This is a genomic window from Moryella indoligenes (assembly GCF_030812885.1).
GTDB classification, from domain to species: domain Bacteria; phylum Bacillota; class Clostridia; order Lachnospirales; family Lachnospiraceae; genus Moryella; species Moryella indoligenes.
The window spans coordinates 1-10,956 of the sequence record NZ_JAUSTO010000028.1 but is presented as its reverse complement, the minus strand read 5'-3'; the positions used below and the strand labels follow the sequence as shown (position 1 = coordinate 10,956).

Here is a 10,956-nt window from a genome sequence, read left to right as displayed (position 1 = left end):
ACCGGAATGCAACCTCCCGGAGGGTATTCATTTATAAGCAACTATGGACTCAGGTCAGGGTGAGAGGGGTTGCATCTCGTTTTACAAGTGAGGGACTCATAGAAAGTGAGGAAATTTAATGAAAGCTAATTATAAAAAGCTATGGCATATTTTATTGGATAGGGACATGAAAAAGAAAGAGTTAGCTCAAATAGCTGGAGTCAGCACATATACTATAAATAAACTTAACAAGAACGATAATGTAACGGTGGAAGTTTTAGGTAAGATTTGCAAAGCTTTGAATTGTACATTAGACGATATTATGGAATTTGAAGAGGATGGTGAATAAAGAATGGCAAAAAATTCGAGTCTTAATGCTGCGAGTATAGCAAAGCAGGATGAGTTTTATACTCAGTATAAAGATATACAGAATGAATTAAATCACTATGAAAAACACTTCAAAGGAAAAACGGTTTTATGTAATTGTGATGATCCGTTTGAAAGTAATTTTTGCAAGTTTTTCTTGCGTAATTTTAACTATCTTGGTTTGAAAAGATTGATATGTACCTCTTATAGCACTTCAACAGTTATAGGGCAGCAACTGACATTATTTGATTATATGAATGAGCCAGTTGTTACTGGAAATGGTTATGTCATGGACATAACGGAAGTTCCAATGGCAAACGGCAGAGGCGTTTCTGATGAAGATATTGATAATTTACTAAAATCAAAAAAGCGTGGTGTAAAAAAGCTAAAAGGAGATGGCGATTTTCGTTCAGATGAATGTATTGAATATATGAAAGAAGCCGATATTGTTGTAACAAATCCGCCATTCAGCCTTTTTAGAGAATATGTAGCACTGCTGATGGAGTATGACAAGAAATTTTTGATTATAGGAAATCAAAATAATATAACGTATAAAGAAATATTTCCGTTGATACAGGAAAATAAAATATGGCTGGGTTGTAAGTTTGGAGATATGGCTTTTAGAGTTCCTGATCATTATGAACCACGAGCTACAAGATTTTGGATAGACGAATTTGGACAGAAATGGCGTAGTTTTGGAACTATTTGTTGGTATACAAACTTAGATCATGAAAAGAGACACGAAGAATTGATATTGTATAAGAATTATTATGGGAATGAAGAGGACTATCCTAAATATGATAATTATGATGCAATCAATGTAAATAAAGTTGCAGACATTCCGAAAGATTATTTTGAGAGTATGGCAGTCCCTATCACATATGTTGATAAACATAATCCAGACCAGTTTGAAATAGTTAATGCCAATGATATTAGAACTAATCCTGATACTCCGCAAAAGGGGCATGGTTTGATAAAGGATAAAGATGCGGTAATTACCACAAAAAAAGCCTTGACAACAAAAGATGAAGAAAATTACGCTCTAACAGACAGACAGACAGACAGACAGACAGACAGACAGACAGACAGACAGACAGACAGACAGACAGACAGACAGACAGACAGACAGACAGACAGACAGACGCATTACCTATGCGAGAATTGTCATCAGACGCAAGATGTAACGGAGTTATGGGAGTGCCAATCACATTCCTTGATAAGTACAACCCAGACCAATTCATCATCGTTGGGCTTGACAGATATGTCCCAGACAATCCGAAGTATGGACACAGATTCAAGGTTGGTGGACGAGAAACCTATGCAAGAATACTTATCAAGAGAAAAGTGTAGTGGAGTTATGGGCGTACCCATTACCTTTCTTGATAAATATAATCCGGAACAATTTGAAATACTTGGGTTAGCAAATAGTGCAAGATATTTAGGTAATTATCCATGTTATACAATAATTGATGGTAAGAAAATTTATAATAGAATTTTAATTAGAAGGAGAAAACGGCAATGAAAATAGAGCCTAAATCAATAAAAGTTAGAGATATATTCGAAAGCTATTCGGATAACGGAGATGACGGGGTTTTTGCTTATGGTGGTAAATTAGCGATAAGACCAGCATATCAGCGAGAGTTTGTTTATAGCGCAGAACAAGCTGAAGCGGTTATGCATACAATATTAAAAGGCTTTCCGCTAAATGTTATGTACTGGGTAAAGATTGGAAATGAAAAATATGAAGTATTGGACGGTCAACAAAGGACGATTTCTGTAATGCAATATCTTAAACATCAATTTCCGATTACAATTGACGGCAAAAAGTATTACTGGGATGCATTGCCGGATGATAAATACAATTCGATTATGAATTATGAGTTTATGATTTATATTTGCGAGGGCAACGAGTCGGAAAAATTAGATTGGTTCAAGGTTGTAAATATCGCCGGTGAAAAGTTAACAGAACAAGAACTACGAAATTCTGTTTATACAGGTGAATGGCTATCCGATGCAAAGAAGTATTTCTCCAAGCGAAATTGTGCAGCTAAAGGCTTGTCAGATAAATATATTACAGGAGATCCAAACAGACAGGAGCTTCTTGAAAAGGCATTGAAAGGCATCAGCGAATTTCAGGGCATAAAGGATATTACGGAATATATGGCGGCACATAAATCGGATAATGACGCAGATGAATTGTGGCAATATTTTCAAGATGTCATCAGTTGGGTGCAAAAGATATTTCCTAAATACTATCCAGATATGAAAGGATTGGATTGGTGTCATTTTTACAATGAATACCATTCAAACTTATACAACTCATCAATGATGAATGCTGAAGTTAAAAGGCTTCACGAAGATGAAGATGTTCAAAAACCAAAAGGAATTTATGAATATCTTTTGTGCAAAGACAAAGACCCTTTTGCCGGAAGATTGCTTAATTTACGAGCATTTGACAAGAGAGATAAAATGGCTGCTTATAGCAAACAAGATGGCATTTGCCCTATTTGCAAGCAACATTTTGAGTTTGAAGAAATGGAGGGTGATCATATTAAGCCTTGGAGCAAAGGTGGTCATACAACTCCAGATAACTGTCAAATGCTGTGTAGAGATTGCAATGGAAAGAAAACGGATAAGTACTAAAAAATCAAATTATCCATTGCAACTTTTAGATTTTTAGTATTGCGGGAGAGATAATATGCCAAATTTAAAGGCAAAAGAATATAAAAAATTTGAAGATATAAAATATGTTCGGAAAGATGGAAGCGAGTATTGGAGTGCAAGAGAACTCGCTACGGTACTTGATTATTCTCAATGGCGAAACTTTCAAAAGGTCATTGCTAGGGCAATGATTGCTTGTGAGAATAGTGGACATGAAACAGAATACGATTTTGCTGAGGTCAGCAAAATCGTGGAAGCAGGTGCTACAAGCAAGTCTATTAAAGATTATGAACTTACAAGATATGCTTGCTATTTGATTGTGCAAAACGGTGATCCGAGAAAAGAGGTTATTGCACTTGGACAAACCTATTTTGCCATACAGACATATCGTCAAGAAATAGCTGACCATTTTAATCAGCTTGATGAAGATAGAAGAAGGCTTGTTGTTCGTGGAGATATTAAACAATGGAATCAGCTTTTGGTAGAAACAGCACATGATGCAGGAGTCATCACAAATGAAGAGTTTGCTATATTTCAGAATGCAGGCTACATGGGATTGTATGGTGGGTTAGATGTAGAAGATATACACAACAGAAAAGGCTTAACCGCAAGACAAAAAATTCTGGACTATATGGGAAGCACCGAACTGATTGCTAATTTATTTAGAATTTCACAGACCGAAGAAAAGCTAAGAAAAGACAAAGTTGAAGGTGCAGAAGCTGCAACAAAGGTTCACTACTCAGTAGGAAAAGAAGTAAGAAGTGCTATTGAAAAAATTGGTGGCACTATGCCGGAAGACTTGCCTGTTCCGGAGAAAAGCATTCAACAGATAGAAAAAGAACAGATGAAGCGTTTAAAAGATAAAGCTAAAAAAGGCAAGTTGATGTTGGATGAATAATGTTTACCAATAGAAATCGCTCTTACTGTAGTATCACTCTTGATACTGTTTTGATACTAAAAAACTCTAAAACTGCAAAAAACAGGTATAAAAATAGCTAAAAATAGAAATTAAAAAGATACTAATACAGAATTAAAGAAACAAATATGCTATGGTAATTATTGAGTTCGAATAATATTCGTGACTGAAAAAGTCCAGTAAAATCAATGGTTTCAAGCAAATTTGTTTAGCGTATGGCAACGATTTGGCAACACTTTTTCACTACTCACAGAATAATTTTATCTTAATATCATATAGAAAAACCTTACTGATTTTCAGCACGAAAACTGAATATCGGTAAGGTTTTTTTGATGTCTATTTTTTCTTTCTGGATTTTTTCTTTTCTTCTTTTTCTATCTGTTCTGCACTGTTCTTTACAAAATCAAAAAATCCTGCGAGGGAACTTTTGCCCATATCTGAGTGGTGTCTAAATTCGGATATTTGTATCGCCATTCATCATACTGCTATGAAATGATGGAACGATTGATAGAGCAGATGAAAGAAAGGCAGGCAGGGAGTGACGGAACAGTTAAAAGCAGAAAATCAGATGTTGTGGGTTGATAGGTGTAATAATATCCGGCATAGTGCAGAGGAAGTAGTGCTGAAAGAAATCGTATATGCGTAGTTATTTTGGGGTAGCCTTATGGTTGCCCCATATTTTGTATGTCGAGTATGGCGTTAATCTTACTGGTGAAAGTATAGTCAAGGGGATTTGCTGCCAAGTGTAGTAAATCACAAATTGTAAGTAATGGTATGGATGGTCGTCTGCTCAATCCTTTATAATATTACATAGTTAAAGTTTGAATATTAGTTGTAGAGTTGTATACGAAAACAGTATGTATAGAACGGAGGGTTGGGTGAAAATCATTCATATTATTTACTTTTGTAAATTCTATTTACATTGGTAAAGAAAAATGATATTCTTGGTGTAAGAAAGGCGGTGTAAGAATGATAGATTTTTATTATCAATTAAGACAAAGGATGGTTGATGCAATGCAAGCGTCTTTAAAACAAATAAGACAGGTGTTAGGATTTGGCGTGCAGGAATTCGGAGACTTAATAGGGTTGACAAGGCAAACGATAAACAATCTTGAAACTCAAAAGAATAAGATGAGTTCAATTCAATATATTGCTGTTTGTGCAGTAATTGATAATTATGTAAAAGATAAGCCAGAATTACTGCCTATTCTTTCAACTATATTATGTTCAAATGAAGATGAAAGTTCAAGCAATGTGTTTGAAACGATTGAAAATGGCTCGCTTTTGAAAAAATGGTTTATGTGTTTTCCGGATGAGTCAAAGATATTTGGTTTCTCATCAGATATGACCTCAGCTATTGCAAACGAGGATTTTAATAATATTGCAGAGAACTATCGAGTTTTTTTGGATCAGACGGTTCTGTTCGAAGATGATTTTTCAAATGCGATACAGCCTTTAGCTTTGGCTTTAAAAAATAGAGGCAATAAATTCATTGTTCCGTTAAAAGTAATAGAGGCAATCCAGCATCAATTGATGAGTCCTAATGAGAATGATGTATCTCTTGCAAAGAACGGAATGAAGTTGCTTATGGGTATGCAAAATGAGGAACTGGTTGATATACGTGGCGAAAAAAATGATGTAAACATCGTAAGTACATTTGTATCGGTCTTTGCTAAATTTAAATGTGTCAACAGATTGGCTATAATTACCTGTGATGCTAAATTAGCAAAGCAGATTATGGGACTCAACAATGATGCACTTGGTGGGTTCAATATTCTGGTTCTGAAATATTCTAAAGCTAACGGATTCCAAAAATGGGAACAGGAGGATTTGTGCGATGAGGAAATAGAACAATCTATAATGATGAACGATAATGATGAATTAAAACCTGAGGATAGTTCTACAGCAGGACTAAAGGGCTGGGAATCAATTGACTAAGGGAGGAAGTTGTTATGGCATACGATGCTAATCAAAATGGTAAGGAAACTTACGCTAAAAACGTATTGGATAGTTACGCTAAGGATTGGAAAATTTTCATGGATACCTGTAGCATATTACATTTTGCAGCAGATAAATTTTGGATGAATATTATTCCTCTCCTTCGACAATATCAAAGTAAAGTAATTATCCCACTGCGAAGTATTGAAGAATTGCAAAAGCATGAAGCCAATACTGGAAAACCTGAACTTGCAGAGAATGCAAAAAAGTGTTTGAAAATATTGAATCAGCTAATCAATGCAGGCTTTGTTGAAATAAGAGGCGAACAAGGCGATAATTTTGCGGATAATGTTTTTCAGGTGGTATTTACCAAATTTAGAATGACACATAAATTATTACTTATTACGCAGGATAATGATTTAGCTAAAGATATCATAGCACTAAATAGCAATAAATCGGTTAGAGCAAACCCCGTACATGTCAAAAGAATTAATCAGTATGGCTTTTTAAGTAATTTCACATGGAACACCGAGAACACTAAGAGCGATAGTTCTAAGAAAAATAATAGACCAAGCAATGAAGAAGAGCTGGATGAAGATGAAGTCTTTCAAATTTGTAAAAGTGTAACAACACTTGATGATTCAAGACTTGCAGTAAGTCATATTCCAACAGAAAACGAAATCGTGTATACGTCACGTGGCCCAATAAAATTGGAGTCCAAAGTTGCAGCTGGTGGAGAAGGTATCATTTATACTACCAATACTCCTTATGTTGCTAAAATATATAAAAAAGAAAATAATACTAAAAGAAAATATGAAAAAATCAAACTAATGCTCAGCAAAGAAATTGAATGTGAGGGTGTATGCTACCCAGTTGCGGCATTATACAATTCCAATAAAGAGTTTGTTGGATATATGATGCCAAAAGCAAAAGGAAAGGAATTGCAGAAAAGCATCTTTATCAAACCGTTGTTTCTTAAGAACTTTCCCAACTGGAAAAAGCGCGATACTGTAGAGTTGTGCATTACGATTCTGGAAAAAATCAAATATCTTCATGATAGAAATATCGTGATGGGTGACATAAATCCAGCAAATATCTTGGTTGTGTCTCCAAAGGAAGTTTATTTTGTTGATACGGATAGCTATCAAGTTGAAAATTTTCCCTGCCCAGTAGGTACCAACAACTATACTGCACCAGAAATTCAGAGAAAACATTTTTCGGATTTCTTACGAACCATGGGAAATGAAAATTTTGCAGTAGCTACACTCCTTTTTATGATTATGCTTCCGGGAAAACCACCCTATTCACAGCAAGGCGGAGAGGATCCTATTAACAACATTATTAAGATGGATTTTTCGTATCCGTTTGGGGAAAGTTCAAACAAAAAAACGCCTGATGGTCCATGGCGTTACATTTGGAGTCATCTAACTTATGACTTGAAAAAAGCATTCTATAACACTTTCAGGAAAGGTGGCGATTATTCTACGGAAAATACTCGACTTACGGTAGATGAGTGGCTTCCTATTTTTACATACTATCTTGAATTGTTAGATAGTGGAAAATTTGGAAAACAAGACAAGATGTCAGAGGAATTATTCCCTACTCGTCATAAAAAAAATCCCAAAGTTGTGTATACTACCTGCAAGTTGTGCGGCAATGAAGTGCCTGAAAATCAATGCCAAAACGGTATTTGCCGTGATTGCTTAAATAAAGGCGAAGTCTACAGATGTAAAAAGTGTGGCAAAGAAATTCTGTATACAAACTATCAGAAGTATGTCAAAAATGCTAAGCGTTTTAATGTTTGTCCTGAGTGCTTTGAATATGGAAACAAAGTAAGGATTAGGCAGAATTGCGTTGATTGCGGACGTCAATTTGAAATTACAAATAATCAATATGATTTCTATACCAGCAAAGGGTTTGATATTCCAAAACGTTGCAAATCCTGTCGTGATGCTAAAAAGAATCGCTCGTACAGTTCTTCTGGCGGATATTCGTCTCAAACCACAAGACATACTTCAGCTTCGAATAATACGGGTTCTTCTGGAAACAATGGGTCATTTTGCTTTATATCAACTGTGGTATGTGAGTATTTTGGGAAAAAGGATGATTGTGTAGAACTTAATACTTTGCGAGCATATCGAGATAACTGGCTTAGACATCAGCCAGGGGGACAGCAATTGATTGCAGAATACTATAATAATGCACCACTTATTGTTAGTAAATTAAGAATGTCGGCTAACTATGCAACTTATTGTCAATATCTTTGGGATAATTATTTGCAGCCATGCCTTATGTTTATTGAAAGCAAACAATTTGAATCGTGCAAAAAGCTATACATAGATATGTATCAATATTTGCAAACTGTATTATCTTAAAGATGATCTTGGAAAATCAATTCCATAAATAAATGCAAATTTCACAAACAATATAAGAAGGATATTAAAATGGACAACAATTTATTGGTAAGATTAGAGGATTTAGTGAATAACCCTACAGCAAGAGTGCCTGTGTGTCTCTGCTTGGATACCAGCGGTTCGATGGGTGGAGTGCCTATTGATGAATTAAATGAGGGTGTACGTTTGTTTTACGAAGCTATTCGTGAAGATGAAACAGCATTATATTCAGCAGAGGTCAGCATCGTGACTTTTGGCGGCAACGCAAAATGCATTGTTGATTTTGCAAGCTTAGAAGTGCAGCCTAATGCACCTACGCTTACTGCTGATGGAATGACACCTATGGGCGAAGCTGTTAATATGGGGCTGGATTTGCTTGAACAGCGTAAGGATGAGTATAAAGACCGTGGAGTGGATTATTATCAGCCTTGGTTGGTTCTTATGACAGACGGTGCCCCTAATGGTGATTCGGCAGAATTATCTCGTGCAATAAATAGAACTGTGGACTTGGTTAACCAGAAGAAACTTACAGTATTTCCTATTGGTATAGGCTCTGATGCGGATATGGATGTTCTTGCCCAGTTCTCGCCAAAGAGACCACCTCTTAAATTACAGGGACTTAAATTCCGCGAATTTTTTGCTTGGCTTAGTAAGAGCGTATCGAAGACCTCACAGTCTACACCGGGTGAAAGTGTGAAGCTTGATGTTGAAGGAATAAAAGGCTGGGGCGAATTATAAGGAGGAAAAATCATGGATAATAATATGCTTTTAAGAATAGAAGATTTAGTAAATAATCCTACACCGAGAGTGCCAATCTGCTTATGTTTGGACACCAGTGGTTCAATGGGAGCGGTTGAAGGAGAATGTGTAGCAACTGGCGAAACCGTTTACGAAGATGGTCGTACTTGGAATGTTGTAACAGGCGGAACAAGCAGAATTGATGAACTTCAAAAAGGTGTAGAACAGTTTTATGAAGCAATTCGTGAAGACGAAATTGCTGTGTATTCAGCTGAAATATGTATTGTTACTTTTGACAATAAGGCCACGTGTGTTTTGGATTTTGCAAACGTTGAGAGACAAGAAACAATTCCAGAATTACATCCGGTTGGCGATACTTCAATGGGAGAAGGAGTCAATCTTGCACTGGATTTGTTAGAACAAAGAAAACAAGAATATAAGGATAAAGGTGTTGATTACTATCAACCTTGGCTTGTATTAATGACAGACGGAGTACCAAATGGGGATGCAGCCGAATTAAACCGTGCAATATGCCGCACCACAGATATGGTTAATCAAAAGAAGTTAACGGTATTTCCTATTGGCATAGGTAATGAAAGTGATATGTCTACGCTTAATAGCTTTTCCCCTAAACGTCCAGCATTAAAATTGCAGGGAATGAAATTCCAAGAGTTTTTTGCTTGGCTTAGCAAAAGTGTGTCAAAAACATCCCAGTCTACACCGGGCGAAAGCGTCAAACTGGATGTTGAGGGAATTAAAGGCTGGGCAGAATTATAAAAAACGATGTGTCTGACAAGCTGAGTGTTTGTCAGACACTGTTATATGGAGGTGCTTATAAAATGTGGAATGTAATTCAATGCGCTATACAAGGTCGTGGGCATATAAAGTCGAACACACCTTGTCAGGATAAAACATACTCGATTGTAACAGATAATATGCAAGTAATAGCTTTGGCAGATGGTGCTGGCTCGGCAAAATTATCTCATTATGGGGCTGAAACTGTTACAAAGTTTATATGTTCTGAATTGACTGAGAAGTTTGATGTCTATTTTGAGGATAATGACGGTGCTGCTGTAAAACAACAACTTATAGAAGGGGTGCTTAAAAGCCTGAACGAAACAGCAAAGCTGCTGGAATGTGAAATCAAAGAACTGGCTTCTACTCTTTTGTTTGTAGCTGTTAAGAATGACCAATTCATAATTGCACATATAGGAGATGGTGTGATTGGATATCTTAAAAATAACGAGATGAAAATCGCTTCTCAGCCAGAAAATGGTGAGTTTGTAAATACGACTGTATTCACTACATCAAAAGACGCTATTATGACTATGAAGTTAATAAAGGGGTCTTTAGGAGAGATTCAAGGTTTTGTCTTAATGTCAGATGGAACTGAAACAAGTTTGTATAGTAAAAAAGAACGTAAACTGGCAGATGTTCTAAAAAAGATAATGCAGATGTCCACTATCATTTCTACTGATAAAGTGCAAGAACAACTTAAACAAAGTTTTGAAAATGTAATCATAAACGCAACAACAGATGATTGCAGTATTGCTATGTTGGTAAAAACAAATGACGCTTTCAAAGGATATTTGCAATTAGATAATAGACAAAAACAAAAATTATTAGGATTTAAAACCAGCACATCTAAAAAGACAATAAGGAGATACGATGATATTTTGGCTTATTTGCAGAATAACCAATCCATATCACGGATTGCACGAAGAATTCATCTAAAGCAAAAATATATGAAAAAATATATCAATAAACTTTGTATGCTTAATTTTATTGAGAAAAATGGTAGCTGTTACCATACAATAATACTTTTGCACACAGGAAACGAGGTAAATAATGAGTAAACATAAAGGTCGAACCTAGTGTCAAGATTTTTTCGCAAATTCAAACCATCGGTAGCTGAGCGTCAGCCTATCGCCAGCTGGTTTTCGGTTTCAAGGTCATAGAGGTGCT

The 10,956-nt window shown here is 35.8% G+C and carries 11 protein-coding genes; 10 read left to right on the top strand and 1 reads right to left on the bottom strand.

Features of this window, described 5'->3' with window-relative positions; genetic code table 11:
- Positions 1-118 precede the first annotated feature (118 nt).
- Genes J2S20_RS11810 through dinD form a run of 4 tightly spaced genes read left to right on the top strand, consistent with a single transcriptional unit; the run spans position 119 to position 3,904 of the window.
- Complete coding sequence (locus J2S20_RS11810) at positions 119-328, top strand: helix-turn-helix domain-containing protein (RefSeq protein WP_071132860.1); 210 nt, start codon at positions 119-121, stop codon at positions 326-328.
- A 3-nt stretch (positions 329-331) separates the two neighbouring features.
- Positions 332-1,867, top strand: coding sequence for an adenine-specific methyltransferase EcoRI family protein (locus J2S20_RS11805; RefSeq protein WP_307255527.1), 1,536 nt, complete (start codon positions 332-334; stop codon positions 1,865-1,867).
- On the top strand, positions 1,864-2,988 hold the full coding sequence (locus tag J2S20_RS11800; RefSeq protein WP_307255526.1) for a GmrSD restriction endonuclease domain-containing protein: 1,125 nt from the start codon (positions 1,864-1,866) through the stop codon (positions 2,986-2,988). Before J2S20_RS11805 ends, J2S20_RS11800 begins: the two co-directional genes overlap by 4 nt.
- A gap of 55 nt (positions 2,989-3,043) precedes the next feature.
- Complete coding sequence (gene dinD, locus J2S20_RS11795) at positions 3,044-3,904, top strand: DNA damage-inducible protein D (protein ID WP_307255525.1); 861 nt, start codon at positions 3,044-3,046, stop codon at positions 3,902-3,904.
- 354 nt (positions 3,905-4,258) lie between these two features.
- Here dinD and J2S20_RS11790 read toward each other — a convergent pair whose 3' ends face one another.
- Complete coding sequence (locus J2S20_RS11790) at positions 4,259-4,396, bottom strand: hypothetical protein (RefSeq protein WP_307255524.1); 138 nt, start codon at positions 4,394-4,396, stop codon at positions 4,259-4,261.
- 94 nt (positions 4,397-4,490) lie between these two features.
- Here J2S20_RS11790 and J2S20_RS11785 point away from each other — a divergent pair, with 94 nt between their 5' ends.
- The 6 genes from J2S20_RS11785 (at position 4,491) to J2S20_RS11760 (ending at position 10,847) form a co-directional block, all read left to right on the top strand.
- Positions 4,491-4,568, top strand: coding sequence for a hypothetical protein (locus tag J2S20_RS11785; protein WP_307255528.1), 78 nt, complete (start codon positions 4,491-4,493; stop codon positions 4,566-4,568).
- Between the two features lie 323 nt (positions 4,569-4,891).
- Positions 4,892-5,860 carry a hypothetical protein gene (locus J2S20_RS11780; RefSeq protein ID WP_307255523.1) on the top strand — a complete coding sequence of 323 codons (969 nt, stop codon included), beginning with the start codon at positions 4,892-4,894 and terminating at the stop codon, positions 5,858-5,860.
- A gap of 14 nt (positions 5,861-5,874) precedes the next feature.
- The gene (locus tag J2S20_RS11775; RefSeq protein WP_307255522.1) at positions 5,875-8,235 is read left to right on the top strand and encodes a CFI-box-CTERM domain-containing protein; all 2,361 of its coding nucleotides are present in this window, start codon (positions 5,875-5,877) and stop codon (positions 8,233-8,235) included.
- A 69-nt stretch (positions 8,236-8,304) separates the two neighbouring features.
- Positions 8,305-8,991: a vWA domain-containing protein gene (locus J2S20_RS11770; protein WP_307255521.1), complete on the top strand. Its 687-nt coding sequence runs from the start codon at positions 8,305-8,307 to the stop codon at positions 8,989-8,991.
- A gap of 12 nt (positions 8,992-9,003) precedes the next feature.
- A complete protein-coding gene (locus J2S20_RS11765; protein ID WP_307255520.1) occupies positions 9,004-9,768 on the top strand; it encodes a vWA domain-containing protein in 765 nt (254 codons plus the stop codon).
- A gap of 62 nt (positions 9,769-9,830) precedes the next feature.
- On the top strand, positions 9,831-10,847 hold the full coding sequence (locus J2S20_RS11760; protein WP_307255519.1) for a PP2C family serine/threonine-protein phosphatase: 1,017 nt from the start codon (positions 9,831-9,833) through the stop codon (positions 10,845-10,847).
- Positions 10,848-10,956 lie beyond the last annotated feature (109 nt).

Bases quoted from the DNA above. Each gene is read 5' to 3' on its own strand.
- J2S20_RS11770 (WP_307255521.1), top strand. From the start codon at position 8,305: ATGGACAACAATTTATTGGTAAGATTAGAGGATTTAGTGAATAACCCT.
- J2S20_RS11765 (WP_307255520.1), top strand. From the start codon at position 9,004: ATGGATAATAATATGCTTTTAAGAATAGAAGATTTAGTAAATAATCCT.
- J2S20_RS11800 (WP_307255526.1), top strand. From the start codon at position 1,864: ATGAAAATAGAGCCTAAATCAATAAAAGTTAGAGATATATTCGAAAGC.
- J2S20_RS11790 (WP_307255524.1), bottom strand. From the start codon at position 4,396: ATGGCGATACAAATATCCGAATTTAGACACCACTCAGATATGGGCAAA.
- J2S20_RS11785 (WP_307255528.1), top strand. From the start codon at position 4,491: ATGTTGTGGGTTGATAGGTGTAATAATATCCGGCATAGTGCAGAGGAA.
- J2S20_RS11810 (WP_071132860.1), top strand. From the start codon at position 119: ATGAAAGCTAATTATAAAAAGCTATGGCATATTTTATTGGATAGGGAC.
- dinD (WP_307255525.1), top strand. From the start codon at position 3,044: ATGCCAAATTTAAAGGCAAAAGAATATAAAAAATTTGAAGATATAAAA.
- J2S20_RS11775 (WP_307255522.1), top strand. From the start codon at position 5,875: ATGGCATACGATGCTAATCAAAATGGTAAGGAAACTTACGCTAAAAAC.
- J2S20_RS11760 (WP_307255519.1), top strand. From the start codon at position 9,831: ATGTGGAATGTAATTCAATGCGCTATACAAGGTCGTGGGCATATAAAG.
- J2S20_RS11780 (WP_307255523.1), top strand. From the start codon at position 4,892: ATGATAGATTTTTATTATCAATTAAGACAAAGGATGGTTGATGCAATG.
- J2S20_RS11805 (WP_307255527.1), top strand. From the start codon at position 332: ATGGCAAAAAATTCGAGTCTTAATGCTGCGAGTATAGCAAAGCAGGAT.